An 18,469-nucleotide genomic window follows, 5' to 3' on the forward strand; every position below is an offset into this window, starting at 1 on the left:
CTTCATCATGCGGTCACAATTTTGTCGCATTATTGCAGCGCAACAACAAAGTTATCAAATAACCATTGGGAGTACCATGAAGATATTACTCGCGCCAGCGATCCGATTAATGCAGCGCCTGCGTTTGCTGCCCAAATTTATCCTGGTGTGCCTGGTGTTCCTGTTGCCGCTGCTGCTGGTGACGGCGCTATTGATGGCGGAGCTGGAAAAATCGCTGGCGCTGGCGCAAGACGAACAGCGCGGCGTGGCCTATATCGGCCAATTGCAGGAAATCACCAGCCTGGCCCAGCAACGGCGCGGCCTGGAGCATCTGCGCCTGAACGGCAAGCAAGATATCGACACCACGCCGCTGAAGCAGCAAATCGACAGCGCCGTCAAACAGCTGGCCGGCCGGCCCGACGCGGCCGAGATTGCAAAACAATGGCAACAGATGGCAACGCGCCAGGGATTGAGCGCCAAGGAAAGTTATGTACTGCACAGCGCGCTGATCGCCCGGCTTGGCAAGCTGGCCGCGCTGGTGGCCGAACGCTCCAAGCTGAGCCTGGACCCGGAGGCGGCCGGCAGCCAGTTGTCGACGGCCATCTTGAAAACCCTGCCCGGCCTGGCGGAAAACCTGTCCGACATCGCCGGCCGCGGCGCCGCCTTCATCGATACCGGCTTGTTCGAAGCCAATGAAGATCAGCTGGTCAACGCCACCAGCCTGATCGCGCGGCACGAGCTGGAATTGGTGCCGGCCCAGTTCGATGCGATTTTCGCCAACCATCCCGCCTTGAAAACGGCGCTGCACAGCCGTTTGTCGGCGCTGCCCGGTGCGCTGGCATTTTTGGAACGCAGCAAGAATGAAGTGAGCAATTCCTATAACCAGACTTCCGGCAAGGAATTTTATGCGGCCGGCAGCCAGAGCGCGCACGGCCTGCATCAATTGGCCGGCGCCTCGGCCAAGGTACTGGACCAGTTATTGGCCGAACGCATCGCCCGCGATGGCCAGCACCGCAACCTGATGCTGCTGGCCGTGCTGGCCGCGGTCCTGGTGGCGGCCTATCTGTTCGCCGGCTTTTACGCCTCGTTCACGCGCGACGTGGCCTGCTTGAAACATGCCGTGCAACAAGCCGCCGCCGGCAACCTGGCCTTGCACATCCAGTCCGACGCGCGCGACGAGATCGGCGAGCTGGTCAAGGATTTCGGCGCCATGACGCAGGCGCTGCTGATGCTGGTCGGCGATATCCGCAGCGGCGCCGCGGTGATCAGCGACGCCACCCGCGATATTGCCGACGGCAACGCCGCGCTGTCCGGCCACACGGCCAGCCAGGCCGAGGCGCTGGGCAGCACCGTGGTCTCGATGCAGGAATTGACGGCGACCGTCAAACGCAACGAAAGCCACGTCAGCGACGGCCGCCAGCTGGTGACGGCGGCAACCGGCGTGGCGCGGCGCGGCGGACGGACGGTCGCCGCCGTGGTCGAGACGATGGCGTCGATCAAGGCCAGTTCGCACAAGATCGTCGACATCATCGGCGTCATCAACGGCATCGCCTTCCAGACCAATATCCTGGCGTTGAACGCGGCCGTCGAAGCGGCGCGCGCCGGTGAACAGGGCCGCGGCTTCGCGGTGGTGGCCGGCGAAGTGCGCAACCTGGCGCAGCGCTCGGCGGCGGCGGCGCTGGAAATCAAGCGCCTGATCGGCGATTCGGTCGACAAGATCGAGGCCGGCGGCCAGCTGGTCGATGCGGCCGGCAGCACCATGGAACAGGTGGTCGAGGCGGTCGAGCAAGTGGCGGCGCTGATCGCCAGGATCAGCAGCGCCGGCGCCGCGCAAAACGCGGAAATCGAGCACATCAACGGTGCGCTGGCGCGCATCGACGACATGACGCGCCAGAACGCCGCACTGGTGGAGGGTGCGCACGCGGGTTCCGGGCGTCTTTTGGCGGAAACTGATACACTCAGTCATGCAGTTAGCCGTTTCCGCCTCGACACCGAGAGTCTCGATACGGTCAGCCCGCCGCTACCGCCTTTGCTGGCGCCGGAACCGCTTGATTATCTGCTGCGGCCAGTGCGTCCGGCAGGACTGCGCAGCGCCAATAAACCGCGCGTTATTTCCAGCAAAAACGGAAAACGCAGCGTCGGCGGCGCCCAGGGCTAGCGCTCAACCATTCCTAGTAGGACTAGGCTTACAAATTCGCCTGCAAAAAGACTACATGGCGGCGACTGCTAATCTTATGTTCGTTACCTACATAAGCTTTTAAAGTAGCTACATCGCGATTCGCATGGCGCGTGGCGGTTGCCGGACTCATCACCGAGTGCCGGCCGCCAGACTAGCCACCGAAGATTTCGGCCTGAATCGCATCCGATGTAAGAAATTTAAGCCTGCGAGGAATAAAAATGAACAATGCTCAACTTAGCGCCACCGCCCCGACATCGCGTTCGCGGTCCAATCCCGTGCCTGCCGGCACGCGTGAATTCAAGGTGGCGTCAAAAGTTGCGTCTCGTCCATCGGTCAGCTTCAGCAGCGCCCAGCAAAACGAATTGCTGGCGGCGCTGCCGCGCACCGCGCTGGAATCGCTGTTTGAGCACCTGGAACTGGTTGAAATGCCGTTCGGTAAAGAACTGTACGATTACGGCAGCAGCCTGGAATACACCTACTTCCCGACCACCGCCATCGTTTCCTTGCTGTACGTAATGGAAGACGGCGCCACCACCGAGATCGCGGTGGTCGGTCATGAAGGCGTGGTCGGCTTGTCGCTGGTGCCGGGCGAACGCGCGATGTGCGCGGCGGTGGTGCAAAGCGCCGGTTACGGCTTCCGCCTGAAAACCCAATTCTTGCGCGACGCCTTCAACCAGGGCGGCGCCCTGCCCCAGTTGCTGATGCGCTACACCAATGCCCTGTTCGCGCAAATGGCGCAAAACGCCGTGGGCGGCCGCCACAGCTCGATTGAACAAAAACTGTGCCGCTGGTTGCTGGACCGCCTGGACCGCTCGCCATCAAATGAATTGAAAGTGACCCAGGAATTGATTTCGATCATGCTGGGCGTGCGCCGCGAAAGCATTACCGCCGCCGCCGGCAAATTGCAGGACGAAGGCTTGATCCACTATCGCCGCGGCAACATTACCGTGCTTGATCGTCTAGGCTTGGAAGCCTATGCGGGGGAGTGCTATAAAGTGGCAAAGACGGAGTATGACCGCCTGCTGGTGGATGTGAGCCGCTGCTGATCGCCGGCTCATCGCTTGCCGCTGCCTGGGGCAGCGGTATCAGCGCTTCAACGCAAGTGCCATTGTTATCCTTGCCCCGTTTCAGCGACAAGGTTCCGCCCAACAACAAGGCGCGTTCCCGCATTCCCAGCAAGCCATGCGACATCGGCTTGCTCATTTCTTCCTCGGTAATGCCGATGCCATCGTCGACGATGCGCAGGATCAAGCCACTGTCGACCCGCCGCAAACTGACTGTCACATGGCGCGCCTTGGCGTATTTCATGATATTGGTCAGCGATTCCTGGACGATGCGGAACAAGGCGATCGTCAAGGTGCTTTCCTTGTGGTCGATAGTAATGCCGACATCGGTATCGCAGCGCACCGACGTCATGCGCGTGAATTCCTCGCAATAACTTTCAATCGCCGCGCACAAGCCCAGGTTATCCAGCAAGCTTGGGCGCAAGTCTTCGACGATGCGGCGTTTCAATTCCACGGTTTCAATCAGCGTCGCCTTGGCGCGCCGCAATTGGGCCGCCAATTCGGGATCGGATTTGGCCAATTGCTGCGTCACCGCGCCGATATCCATGCTGATCGAGGTCAGATGGGCGCCCAATTCATCGTGCAATTCACGCGCCAGCCGGGCTTTTTCTTCTTCATTGACGCTGATTAAATGGCGCGACAACACCGATAATTGTTCGGTGCGCTTGGCCACCGTCGATTCCAGCGTGTCGTTGGCGTTTTGCAAGGCGTGTTCGACCACCGCCCGGTTTTGGAAACTGCGCCGCACCAGTTGATAAAACATCACCAGCACCAGGATCGCCAGCGCATTGATGCCGATGCCCAGGATGACGGCTTTTTGGTATTCGCGATAAAACGCCGCGCTGCCGTTGGCCAGCGCTTCGTTTTGTTCCTGCGCCATGATCACCACTTGCAAACGGATTTCATCCATTGCCGCGCGCTCGTCGCTGACGCGGGCGATCTTGACGATATCTTCCAGCCCGCCCTGCTTGTAGACTTCGATCGATTCGTTGAGGATCGACATCTTGCGCCGCACCAGCGTGCGCAATTGCGCCAGGTTCTTTAATTGCGAAGGACTGCCTTCGAGCAGCTTTTGCAATTCATTCAGTTGATTGTCGATTTCCAGCGTGGCGGTCTTCGACGGCCCCAGGTAGGATTCCGATCCGGAAATGAAATAGCCGCGCAAGCTGCTTTCGGCATCGAGCACCAGCACGTTCAGGTATTGCAGGCGGTCGGCGACGCGCGCACTCTGGCCCAGCAAGGTATTGGTGCCCTTCAGCGTCTGCAGATTATGGTACAGGCTGAAGCCATTCAGTATCAGCAGCAAGGCGCAGACGATACACAGGACAGTCTTGTACAAAGGCAGGCGCAGATTGGGGGCCGGATCGACGGTGAAATACATCCTGTTGAGCATCCTTAGCAAGGTTACGCCCCGGAACATTAGTCCCAGGCTCGCCAATTATAGACCCCGCAGTAGCATCATGCGCCGCACAATTCAGGCGTGCATCTGGCGCAAGCGCATCCGGTCGCGGCAAAACGCCCTTTTTGATGGACGTTTTGCCAGCTGTTATTAATCGAGCAAATTGTTTTTCATGGCGTAGTACGTCAAATCGCTATTCGACTGCAATGCCATCTTTTCCATGATGCGGGTGCGGTAAGTACTGACCGTCTTGATGCTCAACGACAAGGCCACGCCGATATCGGATACCGTCGCGCCGCGCGCCAGGCGCAAGAATACCTGGAACTCGCGGTCCGACAATTCGGTATGCAAGGCCGTGTTCGGATCGCGGTCGAACGATTGCGCCAGCAATTCGCCGACCGTCGAACTGACGTAACGGCGGCCCTGGAACACGGTCCGCACGGCCGTCATCAATTCATCGGCTTCGCACTCCTTGTTCAGGTAGCCGTTGGCGCCCATCTTGAACAAATTCAGCGCGTATTGCTGCGCCGGATAACCGCTCAAGATCAGCACCGGCAATTCCGGCTGGCCCTGGCGAATGGTGCGCAAGGTATCGATGCCGCTTTGATCCGGCATGGCGATATCGAGCAACAACACATCGCATATTTCGCGGCGTGCGATATCGAGCGCTTCGCGTCCCGTACCCGCTTCCGCCACCACACTAAAATCGTCCGAAGACGAAAAAATCTGCTTGAATCCTGCTCTTACAATTTGGTGATCATCACAAATGGCAACGCGTATCATTGTTTCCCCTTAAATTTTCCTGGCATGGGAAAGAAGACCGGGCTGTAACGCCGTCCCGGTACAGCGTATGCATTTAGTAAAAACGCAACATTAATATTATCGTTAAAAATCCGGCACATCTACTGCCGATTGGCGCGGCGCTGATGCAGCACACGCTTATCATGCAAAAAAGGAGGCCTCAACATGCCTCCCCCTATATTGGTGCTATTTTTACTTTAGCAAGTTCAAAATCGCGATTAATTCGCTGCGTATCCACTCGCGGTCCAGCGCCGGCACTTCCGGTTCTGCGACGACATGCGCGGCGATCAGATCCGCGCCGTTCAACTCCGCCAGATCGATGCCACGGCTATCGAGCTTGTTCCGTGCGCCACTGATGGTAAAACCCTGCTCATACAATAACTCGCGTATGCGCCGTATCAGCAGCACTTCATGGCGCTGGTAATAACGCCGGTTGCCTCGCCGTTTGACCGGCTTTAATTGAGAAAATTCCTGCTCCCAATAACGCAGTACATGGGGTTTCACACCGCACAGTTCGCTCACTTCACCGATCGTGAAATAACGCTTGGCCGGTATCGGCGGCAACACGATCAATTCGGATTTACTGATGCGATCATTCATCACCACTCACTCAGGCGGCGCGCGCCAACGGATTGGTTTCCTCGACCATGCCTTTTAATTTCTGGCTGGCGTGGAAGGTCACGACGCGGCGCGCCGTGATCGGAATTTCTTCGCCGGTCTTCGGGTTGCGTCCCGGCCGCTGCGGCTTGTCGCGCAACTGGAAGTTGCCGAAGCCGGACAGCTTGACCGCTTCCCCCCGTTCCAGCGCGTTGCGGATCTCATCGAAGAACGTCTCGACCATATCCTTCGCTTCGCGCTTGTTCAAGCCGACTTGCTCGAACAACAGTTCAGCCAATTCCGCCTTGGTCAAGGTCGGCAAATCTTTTTCAGCTTCCTGGCGCACCTTGGCGACCAGCATTGCCCGATGCAGATCAGCGGTCAATGCGGATTGGAGTACGGCGGAATCAACGTCGTTATTATTAATTTTCCTGCCCTGCCTTATCTGTGCGCCTGGATCCGGCACTTGCCGGACCCGCGATGGTTGCCCTGTTTTTAATCGATGATCGCCGCTTACGAACGCAGTTTTGCGCCGTGTTCTTGCTTGGCCGCATCGATCAACGCCGTCATGACGGCATCGACGACATCGTCTTGCAAGGTGTTTTGAGTATCTTGCAAGCTAAAGCGGAAAGCAAGCGATTTTTCGTCGCTTTCCAAGCCTTTGCCACGATATTCATCAAACAAAACAATGGCTTGCACAATCTTGCCCGCAGGAGCCGATTGTACCGCGGCAGCAAACGCATCCAGCAAATCTTGCGCGGCTACATCTTGCTTGACCACCACCGCCACGTCGCGGCTGGCGCCAGGGAACTTGGAAATCTCTTCGTATTTTGGCACAGAACGTTGCTGCAATGCAATTGCATCAACCTCGAACAAGACCGGGGCCAAAGGCAGGTCATATTTTTGCAGCCAGCGCGGATGCAATTCGCCGATAAAGCCGATCACGACCCCATCGATTTCCACATGCGCCGAACGGCCAGGATGCAGCGCCGGATGTTCCGCCTTGCTAAAACGCAGCACTTGCGGCGCAAACAAGGCTTCCAGGTCCGCTTTCACGTCGAAGAAATCGACGTTGCGCGTAGCCTGGCCCCACTGCTCGTCGGCAACCGGGCCGTAGGCCATCGCGGCAACCCGTTTGGGCTGCTCGTAACCGGCCACCGTCAAGGCGCCGTTGTTTATCGCGGCATTGCGCTTGAAGATCGCGCCGGTTTCAAAGATGCGCACGCGGTTGGTCTTGCGGTTCAAGTTGTAGCGCACATTGGCCAGCAGACTGCCGATCAGCGACGAACGCATCACGCTCATCTGGCTGGCGATCGGGTTTTGCAACACGATCGGCGCGCTATTGCCGGAGAAATCGCGCTCCCAGCCGGCATCGACAAAACTCATGTTGACCACTTCCTGGTACCCCAGGCCGGCCAACTGATGGCGCACGGCAAACAGCGAACGGGTATTTTCCGGCGCGATTTGCATCTTGCTGGCAGCCACCGGCGGCAAGGCCGGAATGTTTTCGAAACCGTAGACGCGCGCCACTTCTTCGATCAAGTCTTCTTCGATCTCGATATCAAAACGGTAGCTGGGCGCGGTCACCGAAAATACGCCATCGTCCAGCGTGAATGGCAACGCCAGGCGGGTAAAGATGTCGGCGATGACGGCATCGGTCAGCGGCACGCCGATGACTTTCTGCGCCCGCGCGGTGCGCAGCGTCACTGGTGTGCGCTGCGGCAAATTGACCACATGGTCGTCCACCGGGCCAACCTTGGTATCCTGGGTGCCGCAAATTTCGACGATCAGCGCGGTGATGCGCTCGATGTGTTCGACGGTGGTCGCAAAATCGACGCCGCGTTCAAAACGGTGCGCCGCATCGGTCGAGAAATTAAAGCGGCGCGCGCGGCCCTGGATGGCGTTTGGCCACCAGAATGCGGCTTCCAGGTAAATGCTGTCGGTGTCGTCGGACACCGAGGTCGCGTCGCCACCCATGATGCCGGCCAGCGATTCGATTTCCTTGTCGTCGGCAATCACGCCGATCCACTCGTCGACGGCAACGGTGTTGCCATTCAACAGTTTCAGCGATTCGCCAGCCTTGCCCCAACGCACGTCCAGGCCGCCATCGATCTTGGCCAGGTCAAACACGTGGCTGGGACGGCCCAGTTCCAGCATCACATAATTGGAAATATCGACCAGCGCCGACAGCGGACGCTGGCCGCTGCGTTCGAGACGCTGCTTGATCCAGTCCGGCGTGGTCGCGCGGGCGTTCAAGCCGCGTATCACGCGGCCGGTGAAACGGCCGCACAGGTCCGGCGCGCTGACCTTGACTGGCAACACTTCATCGCTGTTGACGGCGACGGCGCGACATTGCGGCGCATTCAGCGCCACGCCGGTCAGCGCGGACACTTCGCGCGCCACGCCCAGCACCGACAGGCAATCGGCCTTGTTCGGCGTCAGCTTGATGGTGAATTTCAGATCGTTCAATTCGAAATAATCGCGGAAGTTGCGGCCGATCGGCGCATCGTCCGGCAATTCCAGCAAGCCGGCGTTTTCTTCCGACAATTTCAATTCGCGCGCGGAGCACAACATGCCTTGCGACTCGACGCCGCGCAATTGGCCGACCTTGATTTCGAACGGCTTGCCGTCCGCGCCCGGCGGCAATACCGCGCCCGCCATCGCGCACACCACTTTCAAGCCGGGACGCACATTCGGCGCGCCGCAGACGATGTTGAGCAAGGTGCCGGTGCCGACGTCGACCTGGCACACATTCAGGCGGTCGGCATTAGGATGTTTCTCCATCGAACGCACCAGACCCACCACCACATTGGAAAATGGCGGCGCGACCGCTTCGACAGCCTCGACTTCGAGACCGGACATGGTCAGCAAGTGGGCCAGTTCATCCGAAGTCATCTTCGGATCGACCATGGTACGGAGCCAGTTTTCGGAAAATTGCATAATCAAGCCTTCAGGCGCAAAAAATAGTCAGGGCGCGAGCGCACGCGGCGCTCCAGCGCGGAGGGATTACAGACTTAGTTGAATTGCTTCAGGAAACGCAAGTCGCCTTCGTAAAACAGGCGCAAGTCGTTGATGCCGTAACGCAGCATCGTCAAGCGTTCCAGGCCGGAGCCGAAAGCAAAGCCGATGAATTTTTCCGGGTCCAGGCCGAAGTTCCTGACCACCGTCGGGTGCACCTGGCCGGCGCCCGACACTTCCAGCCAGCGGCCTTTCAGCGGGCCGGAGCCGAACGCGATGTCGATCTCGGCCGACGGTTCGGTGAACGGGAAATACGACGGACGGAAACGCACTTGCAAATCGTCGGTCTCGAAGAACGCCTTGACGAAGTTCAGGTATACGCCCTTCAAGTCGGCGAAGCTGATGTCTTCGGCGATCCACAAGCCTTCGACCTGGTGGAACATCGGCGAATGGGTCGCATCGCTGTCGACGCGGTAGGTGCGGCCCGGCGCGATCACCTTGATCGGCGGCGTGTGGGTGCGCGCATAACGGACCTGCATCGGGCTGGTATGGGTACGCAGCAGCAAGGGCTTGCCGTCGCTATCGTTGCCGTCGATGTAGAAGGTATCCTGCATAGAACGGGCCGGATGGTTTTCCGGGCTGTTCAAGGCGGTAAAGTTGGTCCAGTCGGTTTCGATTTCCGGGCCGTCGGCCACGTCGAAACCGATCGAGCGGAAAATTTCCTCAACCCGTTCCCAGCTGCGCATCACAGGGTGCAAGCCGCCCGGCGCGCGCAAGCGGCCCGGCAGCGACACGTCGATCGCTTCCTGGTTCAGGCGGGCCATCATTTGCGCGTCGGCCAGGGCGTCGCGGCGCGCGGTCAGCGCGTCTTCAATCTGTCCCTTGGCGGCGTTGATCAGCGCGCCCTGGGCTTTGCGGGCGTCCGGGTCGAGTTTGCCCAGGCCCTTCATCAATTCGGTAATTTGGCCAGTCTTGCCCAGGTATTGGGCTTTGGCGTTTTCAAGTGCTGCAGCGTCCGCGGCGGCGATAAAGTCAGCCTGGGCCGAGACGACGAGTTGTTCGAGGGAGTTCATGCGGTTTCCTGTTGTGGAAATCATTCCTGGACCAGAGCCCAACAATCAAAAACGGGGCATAAGGTTATGCACCCCTGCCCCGCTCTTTTTACGCCACCCGAGGGCGGCGCTGACAAAATTCGTGCTTACGCAGCGATTTTTGCTTTCACTGCATTGACAATCGCAGCGAACGCTGGCTTGTCCATGACAGCCATATCGGCCAGGACTTTACGGTCCAGTTCGATAGAGGCTTTTTTCAAGCCATTCATGAATACGCTGTAGGTAACGCCATGCTCACGGGAAGCGGCGTTGATACGGGCGATCCACAGACGACGGAAGACACGTTTCTTGTTGCGGCGATCGCGGTAAGCGTATTGACCAGCGCGCATGACTGCTTGCTTGGCAACGCGGTATACCTTGCTGCGGCGACCACGGTAGCCTTTAGCTTGGACAAGAATTTTCTTATGACGGGCACGAGCTGTAACCCCACGTTTTACTCTAGGCATAGTAACTCCTTAAATTGAGTGTGAGATTAAGCAGTCGGCATCATGCGCATGACGGATGTGACATCCGACGCGTTGATGTTGCGGGTACCGCGCAATTGACGTTTGTTTTTGGTGGTTTTCTTGGTCAGGATGTGGCGTTTGAACGCGTGACCCGACTTGACAGTACCACCTGGACGCACGCGAAAACGTTTTTTCGCGGAGCTTTTGGTCTTCATTTTAGGCATAGCAATCTGTCCTTTTACGGACAGCTCCATTTATAACAGGATTGCAGGTGGCAACAAGACGTTGCGCTTAGATGCCTGCTTTCACATGTTTTGCAACAGATGCGAGTCCATTGCAGTTCGCGATTATCGCTCATTACTGGGCGATAGCGCAAATATTTCCGAAGCATGCGCGCCGCGCCAGACATGGCGCGGATCTACGCAAGCCTACGGGTACGACCTTACTTTTTCTTTTTCGGCGAAAGGACCATGATCATCTGGCGGCCTTCCATCTTTGGAAATTGCTCGACCTGGCCATATGGCTCCAGGTCGGCTTTCAAGCGCTCCAGCATGCGGAAGCCAATATCCTGATGCGCCATCTCACGGCCGCGGAAACGCAGCGTGATCTTGGTTTTGTCGCCGTCATCGAGGAACTTGATGAGGTTACGCAACTTGATATTGTAATCGCCATCATCGGTTCCCGGACGGAATTTGACTTCCTTCACGAGGATGATCTTTTGCTTCAACTTGGCTTCGTGAGCCTTTTTCTGCTCCGAATACTTGAATTTGCCGTAGTCCATCAAACGGCACACCGGCGGCTGCGCGGTAGGCGCGATTTCCACCAGATCGACGTTCGCCTCTTCCGCCAGGCGGAAGGCTTCAGCCAAACTCACGATACCGAGAGGCTCGTTATCGACCCCACTTAAACGCATTTCAGGGGCAGTGATTTCGCCATTGATGCGATGCGACTTGTCAGTAGCTATTGTAATTTCCTTTAAAAATCTGATAAGACAGTCGTGCTGCGAGTTTCCTCGTCAGGCCTTGGTGTCGACTTCAAGTTTGAGTCGCTCTATCAGGGCATCGACGGACATTACGCCCAGATCGACATTGCCCCGCGCCCGCACGGCCACTGTATTGGCATCCCGCTCTTTATCGCCGATAACTAAGATATACGGCAATTTTTGTACGGAATGTTCGCGTATTTTATAGGTAATTTTCTCATTACGCAAATCAGCGTGTACGCGGAACCCTGATTTTCTCAGCTTCGCGGCCAATTCCTGCGCATAGTCGGCTTGCGCGTCGGAGATATTCAACACCGCCACTTGCACCGGCGCCAGCCACATCGGCAACGCGCCGGCATAGTGTTCGATCAGGATGCCGATAAAACGCTCCAGCGAACCGACGATCGCGCGGTGCAGCATGATCGGCACCTGGCGGGTATTGTCGACCGCCACATATTCGGCGCCCAGGCGGCCCGGCATCGACGGGTCGATCTGCACCGTGCCGACTTGCCATGCGCGGCCCAGGCTATCCTTCAGATGGTATTCGATTTTCGGACCGTAAAACGCGCCCTCGCCCGGCAATTCAGTCCAGCTGACGCCGCAGGCGCGCAGCGCGGAACGCAGCGATTCCTCGGCGATATCCCAGCTTTCCTCGGTGCCGATGCGGCTGTCCGGACGCAAGGCCAGCTTGACATCGATGTTTTCAAAGCCGAATGCCGCGTACACCGCCATCGCTTGCGCGTGGAAGGCCGTCACTTCGCCGGCGATCTGCTCTTCGGTACAGAAAATATGGCCGTCATCCTGGGTAAAGCCGCGCACCCGCATCATGCCGTGCAGCGCGCCGGACGGCTCGTTGCGGTGGCATTGACCGAATTCGCCGTAACGCAAAGGCAGGTCGCGGTAGCTGCGCATGCCGCTGTTGTAAATCTGCACATGGCCCGGGCAATTCATCGGTTTCAGCGCATACGAGCGGTTTTCCGACTCGGTGATGAACATGTTTTCGCGATAGTTATCCCAGTGGCCGGTTTTTTCCCACAAGCCGCGATCCAGGATTTGCGGCGCCTTGACTTCCTGGTAACCATTGACCTGGTACACGGCGCGCATGTATTGCTCGACTTGCTGCCAGATCGACCAGCCCTTCGGATGCCAGAAAATCAGGCCCGGCGCTTCTTCCTGGAAATGGAAGAAATCGAGCTGCTTGCCCAGCTTGCGGTGGTCGCGCTTTTCCGCCTCTTCCAGGTTATGCAGGTATTGCTCCTGGTCTTCCTTCCTGGCCCAGGCGGTGCCGTAGATACGCTGCAGCATTTCATTCTTCGAATCGCCGCGCCAGTAGGCGCCGGCCAGCTTCATCAGCTTGAACACTTTCAGCTTGCCGGTCGACGGCACGTGCGGGCCGCGGCACAAGTCGGTGAACTTGCCTTCGGCATACAGCGACACTTCCTGGTCGGCCGGGATCGAGCCGATGATTTCCGCCTTGTAAACTTCGCCGATGCTGGTGAAGTAGTCGACGGCGGCGTCGCGCGGCATCACGGTGCGGGTGACTTGCTCGTCTTTCTTGGCCAGTTCGGACATTTTCTTTTCGATCGCAGCCAAATCTTCCGGGGTGAACGGACGCTTGTACGCGAAGTCGTAATAAAAACCGTTTTCGATGACCGGACCGATCGTCACTTGCGCCTCAGGGAACAACTCCTTGACGGCATAGGCCAGCAAGTGCGCGGTCGAGTGACGGATCACTTCCAGGCCATCGGCATCCTTGTCGGTGACGATCGCCACTTCGGCGTCTTGCTCGATCAAATAGGAAGTGTCGACCAATTTGCCGTCCACTTTGCCGGCCAGCGCAGCCTTGGCCAGGCCGGTGCCGATATTGGCTGCCACTTGGGCCACGGTGACCGGACCGTCAAATTGACGGGCGGAACCATCGGGAAGTCGGACTGTAAGCATATTGATCTCCATATTGGCGCTGGCGCCGGGTAAACACTACTGAATGAGGTGGAATGATAAAACGAGAATATTACGAAAATGCGATCCAGGAATGGGATGACGAAAACGCGGACGAAAAAAAACGCGGGCTAGCCCGCGTTTTCTCTTTTTTCAAGCAAAGGAAATCCGTTCGACTAGCGTCACTCCCAATCCTTGGTAGTAGTTCGCGGTGTCATAACCGATATTGCCTTTCTCTCTCTTACATATATTCTGGTGGGCGGTGAGGAATTCGAATCCCCGACCCCTTGGATGTCGACCAAGTATTCTAACCAGCTGAACTAACCGCCCGTAAAACTTTTTGATCACCTGATTACCTGTGACCGCTCGCGGCATCAAACCGGCTTGCATGACAAACTTTACTGCATATTGCAAATTCTGGTGGGCGGTGAGGAATTCGAATCCCCGACCCCTTGGATGTCGACCAAGTATTCTAACCAGCTGAACTAACCGCCCGAAGACCAGCATTATAGAGAGGGTTTTCAGCAATTACAAGGGCTGTTTTGAGAGAAACATTTAACTATTTAAAAGAGCTTCCCCGGGCTAGGTTACTGCCAGCATTCCACGCATGCGTTTGAAGTGCGACATTGAGACAGATCAATCAGCGCCCCGCAAGCACAGGCGGCCGCAAGCGGCTAGAATCGTGGCATGAATTCAACCTTGATCACCTGGCTAGTGGGCCGCCTGCAATACCTGAGCCGCATTTGCGGTTTCGACACCGCCGACTCGTTTCCTTCCGGTCACCCTTATGCGCGCACGCGCTGGAACGCCGCGTATTTCGATATCGCTTCCGACGTCAAGCCGGAACAGATCGAACGCCGCCTGTGCGACGCCATCGCCAACACCCCTACCGTGTTTGCCTATATCAGCAATCCGACGCCGCGCATGCAGCGCGCGCTGTTCGGCGTGATCGAAGAACGCTTGCGCCGCAATGCGGGCGCCGGCGATCTGGTGCTGCTGCTGATTAACGCCTATCGCAGCCCGCACATCATGGAAGCGGCGCCCGGCTTGCGCACCGTCATGCATAACACCGAGCATGAAGACAGCAAGGTGCGCATCGCCGTGATACTGGAATTCCTGAAGCGGATGCAATATCCATTCGACGTGATCGAAATGCAATCCTAAGCCGGCAAGGCATGGTTGCTCGGCACGAAGCGGTCGCGCAACAACATGAACGGCGTTTCCACTAGTTTATACAAGAGCCAGCCGGCAACGATGCTGACGGCGATCATCAACAATATCGCCGGCACGCTGTCGGGCCCGTAGCCCCGCTCCAGCAGCAGTGGGCGCAATAGGATGCATAATTGCTTGTGGGTCAGGTAGATTGCATACGACCACAGGGCCAGGCTGGCCGCGCCAGGCACGCGCAGCTTTTGCAGCATGGAATCCGGACTCAGCGCCGACACCAGCAGCAAGGAAAAACTGAGCGCCAGCGCCGGATAACCCAGCACCGTCATCCAGTAACCGTAATGACCATTCAGGAACAGATAAAACATCAGCGCCGTGCCGGCCAGGCCCGCCAATAAAGTACGGTTGCCGTACGCGGTGAAACGCGACCAGGCGGCCGCATGGTGATTCTTCAGCAGCGCCAGGGCCACGCCCGCCACCAGCTCATCGAAGCGGCACCACGATGCATAATAAATATACTTGTAATAACCCAGGCCGCCGCGCGGCACGTGCACGTACTCATTCCATAGATAAGAACGCACCAGCATGCCGGCCACGATACTGGCGGCCACCGCGACCCACGCCCACAGCCGCGACTTGCGGCAGGCGGCGATCAGCAACGCGACAGCCGGCAGCAATACATAAAACTGTTCCTCGACGCACAAGGACCATGCATGCGAAAACGCCGTGCCGGGCGTCAAATTGATATTTTGGGTAAACGTCAGGAACTTCCAGACCGGCAGTAATTCACTGCTGCCACGAAAGGCCGGCCACAAATAATACAGCGCCAGCACGACATAAAAATTGGGCAAGGTGCGCAAAAAACGCCGCGCATAAAAATGCCTTAGAGAAAATCCGCGCTCGCTGCGCAGCGCCGCCAGGATTTGATTGCCGATCAAATAGCCGCTCAGCGCGAAAAACAAATCGACGCCGGTCCAGCCGATCTCGCCCCAAAATCCGAAGGCGGCGCCATCGCTGACGAACAATAAATAATGATTCATGAATACCAGCACAATCGCCAGCGCGCGCAAGGTATCGAGGCCGTACAGCCGGGGAGTCGGGGTTTGATGGGTCATGGGATGCCGATCATGCCACGCGGCATGACACAGCGCCAGATTTTTCGTCCAAGCAAGACAATGCCCGCTAGAATATTGCGACACGATTCCACCCACAGAGGACTGACCGGCATGATTACCAGCAGCGACTTGCAATTCAAATCGATCAATTACACCGGCCTGGCGCCAGGCCCGCGCCTGATCGTCACCGGCGCCGTGCACGGCAATGAAACCTGCGGCACCAGGGGCATCACCCGGGTCATGCAGCAACTCGACAGCGGAGCATTGCGCATCAAGGCGGGCAGCGTCACCTTCGTTCCGGTCACCAATCCGCTGGCCTACGCCAAGGGCGAGCGCAGCGGCGACCGCAACCTGAACCGCAACCTGTTCCCGAACGACCATCCGCAAGACTTCGAAGACCACATCGCCAACTGGCTGTGCCCATTGCTGGGCCAGCACGACGTGCTGCTGGACTTGCATTCATTCAATGCCGACAGCCAGCCCTTCGTCATGGTCGGCCCGCGCAACAACGATGGTCCGCTGCAACCATTCCAGCACGAACAAAAAGAACGCGCCTTGGCGCGCCGCCTCGGCGTCAAGCGCTTCGTCGATGGCTGGCTGCACACCTATGGCCAGGGCGTGCAGCGGCGTCTGAGCAACGACAAGGAAATGGCGCTGGTCTTGCGCTACGGCGTAGGCACCACCGAATACATGCGCTCGACCGGCGGCTACGCGCTGACGCTCGAATGCGGCCAGCACAACGATCCGGCCGCGCCCGAAGTGGCGTACACGGCGATCATCAATACCCTCGCCTTCCTCGGCCTGATCGACGCGCCGGCGCCGCCGGCGATTGCCGATGCCGACCTGGAATTCCTGAACATGGTGGTGGTGCACGACAAGGCCAGCGCCGGCGACACATTCGTGCGCACCTGGTCCAGCTTCGACCGCGTCCGGCAAGGCGATCAGATCGGCACACGCGCCGACGGCACGCCCGTCACGGCGGAATTCGACGCGCTGATCTTGTTCCCGGACAGCAAGGCTGCAGCGGGCAATGAATGGTATTACCTGGCGCGGGTGAATCCGGTGTTTTAAGCACTTGGCCGCATCGAATCGGCACCAAGATCAATGGCTGACCGACTTCGAAAACAAATTAATCACCGCCACGCCTGCAATAATCAATCCCATGCCCAGCATGGCGGGCAAGTCGAGGCTTTGCTTGAACCAGATCCACGCGACCGCCGAGATCAGCACGATGCCGACGCCGGACCAGATCGCATACACGATTCCTGTCGGCAATACTCGGATGGTCAGCGATAAAAACCAGAAGGCGATGCAATAGCCGGCCACGGTGACCAGGCTCGGTACCAATCGGCTGAAATTGTCGGACGCCTTCAGTGCGCTGGTCGCCGCCACTTCCGCGATGATCGCGATGGCCAGGTAAAAGTAAGTTGCTGCCAGGTTCATTTTTTCTTTCTCTGAGTGGAGCTGTTAGTGTCTTAAAAAATACACTGTAACTATTATCCTGGCATCGGCGCGCCCCGCTCTGGCGTTGAGGCACGCTGGCGATTACACTCGATAGCAAGGAGATAATATGCGCGCTATCGTTACAGTAGTGTTTCTCTTTGCCGCATTCAGCGGCCCGGCTGCCGGCGCCGAGGCGGCGAAAATCAACTTGCGGGTGCTGGCGCAGGAAAGCATGCCGCCCAAGTGGCTGATGCGCGATGGCCGCAGGGAAGGACTGTGCCCCGACATTATTGCCGCCATCGAAAAAGTCGAACCGCAGCTTCATTTTACCGGCTACAACGATTATCGCTCGACACTGATGATCGAAAAAGCATTGGAAGCCGGTACCGTGGATGCGACTTGCGGCTTGCTCGATACGCCGAGGCGGCGCCAGATTGCACAGGTGGCCGGCCCGTCGCTGTATGTGGTGCGGCAACGCCTGGTTGCCAGGCGCGACGATACGGCGGTGGTGCGCAACTTCGATGACCTGCTGAAACTGCAGTCGCTGATCGTCGTCACGCGCGGATCGAGCATCGTCGAACAATTACGGGCACTCGGCTTGAAAGTCGATGACAGCAATGGCGACAATCGGGTGAATCTGAAAAAGGTTGCTGCCGGACATGGGCGCTTCTTTTACATGAATGAACTGACCTTGACCTGGCTGCTGCAATCGGAACAACTGCAGGGCCAGTTCAGGTTGCTGCCGGGCGCGCTGAAGGAAGAACCGATCTACTTTTGGCTCAGCAAGAAAGTCGACCCGGCAACGACAAGCCTGGCCGGCCGCGCGCTCGACAAACTGCAGGCCAGCGGCGAGCTGGCGCGCATTTACAAGCGCTGGGCGACGCGCGAACCCTATGCGCCGGGTTCGCGCTAAACCATCTTTATTGCGGTGACACCAGTTTCAAGCCGAGGATGCCGGCGGTGATCAGCGCGATGCAAGCCAGCCGCGCGGCGCTGGCCGGCTCACCCAGCACCATGATGCCGAAGATGGCGGTGCCGATGGTGCCGATGCCGGTCCAGATCGCATACGCAGTGCCGAGCGGCAAGGTGCGCAATGCCAGTCCCAGCAAGATGACGCTGCCCAGCATCGACACGGCCGTCAGCACCGACGGCACCAGACGGGTAAAACCGGCGCTGTATTTCAAACCGATGGCCCAGCCGATTTCCAGCAAACCAGCCAATACAAGAATAATCCACGACATGACACTCTCCTGATATGGCAAGGTCGTCCATGCCAGGCCCCGGATCAA

Annotated in this window: 18 protein-coding genes and 2 tRNA genes; 5 read left to right on the forward strand and 15 right to left on the reverse strand. The window is 58.1% G+C overall.

Translation table 11 applies throughout. The features are described from left to right. Positions 1-76: 76 nt before the first annotated feature. Together GJA_RS13230 and GJA_RS13235 are read left to right on the forward strand one after the other, a co-directional pair. Positions 77-2,137, forward strand: a complete 2,061-nt coding sequence (locus GJA_RS13230; protein ID WP_038493008.1) for a methyl-accepting chemotaxis protein — start codon at positions 77-79, stop codon at positions 2,135-2,137. 239 nt (positions 2,138-2,376) lie between these two features. Then, positions 2,377-3,204, forward strand: a complete 828-nt coding sequence (locus tag GJA_RS13235; RefSeq protein WP_038493010.1) for a Crp/Fnr family transcriptional regulator — start codon at positions 2,377-2,379, stop codon at positions 3,202-3,204. Here GJA_RS13235 and GJA_RS13240 read toward each other — a convergent pair. The 12 genes from GJA_RS13240 to GJA_RS13295 form a co-directional block, all read right to left on the reverse strand. Then, a complete protein-coding gene (locus tag GJA_RS13240; RefSeq protein ID WP_038493012.1) occupies positions 3,101-4,603 on the reverse strand; it encodes a CHASE3 domain-containing protein in 1,503 nt (500 codons plus the stop codon). The genes GJA_RS13235 and GJA_RS13240 overlap by 104 nt on opposite strands. A 168-nt stretch (positions 4,604-4,771) precedes the next feature. Beyond that, positions 4,772-5,404, reverse strand: a complete 633-nt coding sequence (locus GJA_RS13245) for a response regulator (protein ID WP_038493014.1) — start codon at positions 5,402-5,404, stop codon at positions 4,772-4,774. A gap of 210 nt (positions 5,405-5,614) precedes the next feature. Continuing rightward, complete coding sequence (locus GJA_RS13250; protein ID WP_038493016.1) at positions 5,615-6,022, reverse strand: MerR family transcriptional regulator; 408 nt, start codon at positions 6,020-6,022, stop codon at positions 5,615-5,617. Between the two features lie 10 nt (positions 6,023-6,032). Then, positions 6,033-6,380 (reverse strand): integration host factor subunit alpha, encoded by a 348-nt coding sequence (locus tag GJA_RS13255; RefSeq protein WP_017875098.1) that lies wholly within the window; start codon positions 6,378-6,380, stop codon positions 6,033-6,035. Between the two features lie 152 nt (positions 6,381-6,532). Beyond that, a complete protein-coding gene (pheT, locus tag GJA_RS13260) occupies positions 6,533-8,959 on the reverse strand; it encodes a phenylalanine--tRNA ligase subunit beta (protein ID WP_038493019.1) in 2,427 nt (808 codons plus the stop codon). Between the two features lie 74 nt (positions 8,960-9,033). Continuing rightward, positions 9,034-10,050 (reverse strand): phenylalanine--tRNA ligase subunit alpha, encoded by a 1,017-nt coding sequence (gene pheS, locus GJA_RS13265; RefSeq protein ID WP_038493021.1) that lies wholly within the window; start codon positions 10,048-10,050, stop codon positions 9,034-9,036. Between the two features lie 125 nt (positions 10,051-10,175). Further along, positions 10,176-10,535: a 50S ribosomal protein L20 gene (gene rplT, locus GJA_RS13270; protein WP_038493023.1), complete on the reverse strand. Its 360-nt coding sequence runs from the start codon at positions 10,533-10,535 to the stop codon at positions 10,176-10,178. Between the two features lie 26 nt (positions 10,536-10,561). Further along, positions 10,562-10,759, reverse strand: a complete 198-nt coding sequence (rpmI, locus tag GJA_RS13275) for a 50S ribosomal protein L35 (RefSeq protein ID WP_038493025.1) — start codon at positions 10,757-10,759, stop codon at positions 10,562-10,564. 218 nt (positions 10,760-10,977) lie between these two features. Further along, positions 10,978-11,523: a translation initiation factor IF-3 gene (infC, locus tag GJA_RS13280; RefSeq protein WP_277914420.1), complete on the reverse strand. Its 546-nt coding sequence runs from the start codon at positions 11,521-11,523 to the stop codon at positions 10,978-10,980. A 27-nt stretch (positions 11,524-11,550) separates the two neighbouring features. Beyond that, positions 11,551-13,458 carry a threonine--tRNA ligase gene (gene thrS / locus GJA_RS13285; RefSeq protein ID WP_038499778.1) on the reverse strand — a complete coding sequence of 636 codons (1,908 nt, stop codon included), beginning with the start codon at positions 13,456-13,458 and terminating at the stop codon, positions 11,551-11,553. A 250-nt stretch (positions 13,459-13,708) separates the two neighbouring features. After that, positions 13,709-13,785 (reverse strand) — tRNA-Val (locus tag GJA_RS13290). A gap of 88 nt (positions 13,786-13,873) precedes the next feature. Continuing rightward, positions 13,874-13,950 (reverse strand) — tRNA-Val (locus tag GJA_RS13295). Between the two features lie 192 nt (positions 13,951-14,142). Between GJA_RS13295 and GJA_RS13300 the strand changes: the two genes are divergently transcribed. Further along, positions 14,143-14,619, forward strand: coding sequence for a hypothetical protein (locus GJA_RS13300; RefSeq protein WP_038493029.1), 477 nt, complete (start codon positions 14,143-14,145; stop codon positions 14,617-14,619). Here GJA_RS13300 and GJA_RS13305 read toward each other — a convergent pair. Next, positions 14,616-15,737 carry an acyltransferase family protein gene (locus tag GJA_RS13305; protein ID WP_038493031.1) on the reverse strand — a complete coding sequence of 374 codons (1,122 nt, stop codon included), beginning with the start codon at positions 15,735-15,737 and terminating at the stop codon, positions 14,616-14,618. The genes GJA_RS13300 and GJA_RS13305 overlap by 4 nt on opposite strands. A gap of 111 nt (positions 15,738-15,848) precedes the next feature. Here GJA_RS13305 and GJA_RS13310 point away from each other — a divergent pair, with 111 nt between their 5' ends. Further along, positions 15,849-16,808, forward strand: a complete 960-nt coding sequence (locus tag GJA_RS13310; RefSeq protein WP_038493033.1) for a M14 family metallopeptidase — start codon at positions 15,849-15,851, stop codon at positions 16,806-16,808. 30 nt (positions 16,809-16,838) lie between these two features. On the opposite strand, the gene GJA_RS13315 is transcribed toward GJA_RS13310, so the two are convergent. Next, on the reverse strand, positions 16,839-17,180 hold the full coding sequence (locus GJA_RS13315) for an SMR family transporter (protein ID WP_167541113.1): 342 nt from the start codon (positions 17,178-17,180) through the stop codon (positions 16,839-16,841). 127 nt (positions 17,181-17,307) lie between these two features. Here GJA_RS13315 and GJA_RS13320 point away from each other — a divergent pair, with 127 nt between their 5' ends. After that, on the forward strand, positions 17,308-18,093 hold the full coding sequence (locus GJA_RS13320; RefSeq protein WP_081905394.1) for a substrate-binding periplasmic protein: 786 nt from the start codon (positions 17,308-17,310) through the stop codon (positions 18,091-18,093). 7 nt (positions 18,094-18,100) lie between these two features. On the opposite strand, the gene sugE is transcribed toward GJA_RS13320, so the two are convergent. Next, complete coding sequence (gene sugE / locus GJA_RS13325) at positions 18,101-18,421, reverse strand: quaternary ammonium compound efflux SMR transporter SugE (RefSeq protein ID WP_038493037.1); 321 nt, start codon at positions 18,419-18,421, stop codon at positions 18,101-18,103. Positions 18,422-18,469: the final 48 nt, after the last annotated feature.

The sequence above is a fragment of the Janthinobacterium agaricidamnosum NBRC 102515 = DSM 9628 genome (genome assembly GCF_000723165.1).
Lineage (GTDB): Bacteria > Pseudomonadota > Gammaproteobacteria > Burkholderiales > Burkholderiaceae_D > Janthinobacterium > Janthinobacterium agaricidamnosum.

What these genes read in the sequence shown, in the direction of transcription:
- GJA_RS13230 (WP_038493008.1), top strand. Translation starts at nt 77, where the DNA reads ATGAAGATATTACTCGCGCCAGCGATCCGATTAATGCAGCGCCTGCGT.
- GJA_RS13235 (WP_038493010.1), top strand. Translation starts at nt 2,377, where the DNA reads ATGAACAATGCTCAACTTAGCGCCACCGCCCCGACATCGCGTTCGCGG.
- GJA_RS13240 (WP_038493012.1), bottom strand. Translation starts at nt 4,603, where the DNA reads ATGTATTTCACCGTCGATCCGGCCCCCAATCTGCGCCTGCCTTTGTAC.
- GJA_RS13245 (WP_038493014.1), bottom strand. Translation starts at nt 5,404, where the DNA reads ATGATACGCGTTGCCATTTGTGATGATCACCAAATTGTAAGAGCAGGA.
- GJA_RS13250 (WP_038493016.1), bottom strand. Translation starts at nt 6,022, where the DNA reads ATGAATGATCGCATCAGTAAATCCGAATTGATCGTGTTGCCGCCGATA.
- GJA_RS13255 (WP_017875098.1), bottom strand. Translation starts at nt 6,380, where the DNA reads ATGCTGGTCGCCAAGGTGCGCCAGGAAGCTGAAAAAGATTTGCCGACC.
- pheT (WP_038493019.1), bottom strand. Translation starts at nt 8,959, where the DNA reads ATGCAATTTTCCGAAAACTGGCTCCGTACCATGGTCGATCCGAAGATG.
- pheS (WP_038493021.1), bottom strand. Translation starts at nt 10,050, where the DNA reads ATGAACTCCCTCGAACAACTCGTCGTCTCGGCCCAGGCTGACTTTATC.
- rplT (WP_038493023.1), bottom strand. Translation starts at nt 10,535, where the DNA reads ATGCCTAGAGTAAAACGTGGGGTTACAGCTCGTGCCCGTCATAAGAAA.
- rpmI (WP_038493025.1), bottom strand. Translation starts at nt 10,759, where the DNA reads ATGCCTAAAATGAAGACCAAAAGCTCCGCGAAAAAACGTTTTCGCGTG.
- thrS (WP_038499778.1), bottom strand. Translation starts at nt 13,458, where the DNA reads ATGCTTACAGTCCGACTTCCCGATGGTTCCGCCCGTCAATTTGACGGT.
- GJA_RS13300 (WP_038493029.1), top strand. Translation starts at nt 14,143, where the DNA reads ATGAATTCAACCTTGATCACCTGGCTAGTGGGCCGCCTGCAATACCTG.
- GJA_RS13305 (WP_038493031.1), bottom strand. Translation starts at nt 15,737, where the DNA reads ATGACCCATCAAACCCCGACTCCCCGGCTGTACGGCCTCGATACCTTG.
- GJA_RS13310 (WP_038493033.1), top strand. Translation starts at nt 15,849, where the DNA reads ATGATTACCAGCAGCGACTTGCAATTCAAATCGATCAATTACACCGGC.
- GJA_RS13315 (WP_167541113.1), bottom strand. Translation starts at nt 17,180, where the DNA reads ATGAACCTGGCAGCAACTTACTTTTACCTGGCCATCGCGATCATCGCG.
- GJA_RS13320 (WP_081905394.1), top strand. Translation starts at nt 17,308, where the DNA reads ATGCGCGCTATCGTTACAGTAGTGTTTCTCTTTGCCGCATTCAGCGGC.
- sugE (WP_038493037.1), bottom strand. Translation starts at nt 18,421, where the DNA reads ATGTCGTGGATTATTCTTGTATTGGCTGGTTTGCTGGAAATCGGCTGG.